Here is a 397-nt window from a genome sequence, read left to right on the forward strand (position 1 = left end):
GGAATTATTTTCAGTAAGGGTCCAATCAGTGGCTTTACCGTTACTGGTCACAGCGCTTAGGTTGTTCTGCTGATTATTGGTAGGGTTATACTCTAGGCGCACTAAGGCATCACTGCCTAGCGTCAATTCTAAATCACCCGTAATAGGTAATACATCTGTCCCTATATCATCATCGCTAAAGGTAACGCGGCGACTTCTGAGACCAATATTAGTACCATCCTCGATATTGATGTTGATGGTACTTCTTGTCTCATCAAGGTCTCCATCAATAGCCACTGTGCCTACGGACAGCTCTGTTAGATCAGAAGCAGGCTGATCTATCGAGTCGAATTGCTCAATAACATAGTTGCCGTCGGCGTCCATAGTGACAGACAGTACGACAGTGCCATCTACAAGC

1 protein-coding gene is annotated in these 397 nt (G+C 45.3%); it reads right to left on the reverse strand.

Annotated features, from left to right (window positions below; genetic code table 11):
* The coding region (locus tag AB4585_RS26990; RefSeq protein WP_372171816.1) for a hypothetical protein at nucleotides 1–397 on the reverse strand (397 nt) is incomplete at both ends.

It is taken from the genome of Vibrio sp. 10N.222.49.C9, from assembly GCF_041474985.1.
GTDB classification, from domain to species: domain Bacteria; phylum Pseudomonadota; class Gammaproteobacteria; order Enterobacterales; family Vibrionaceae; genus Vibrio; species Vibrio crassostreae_C.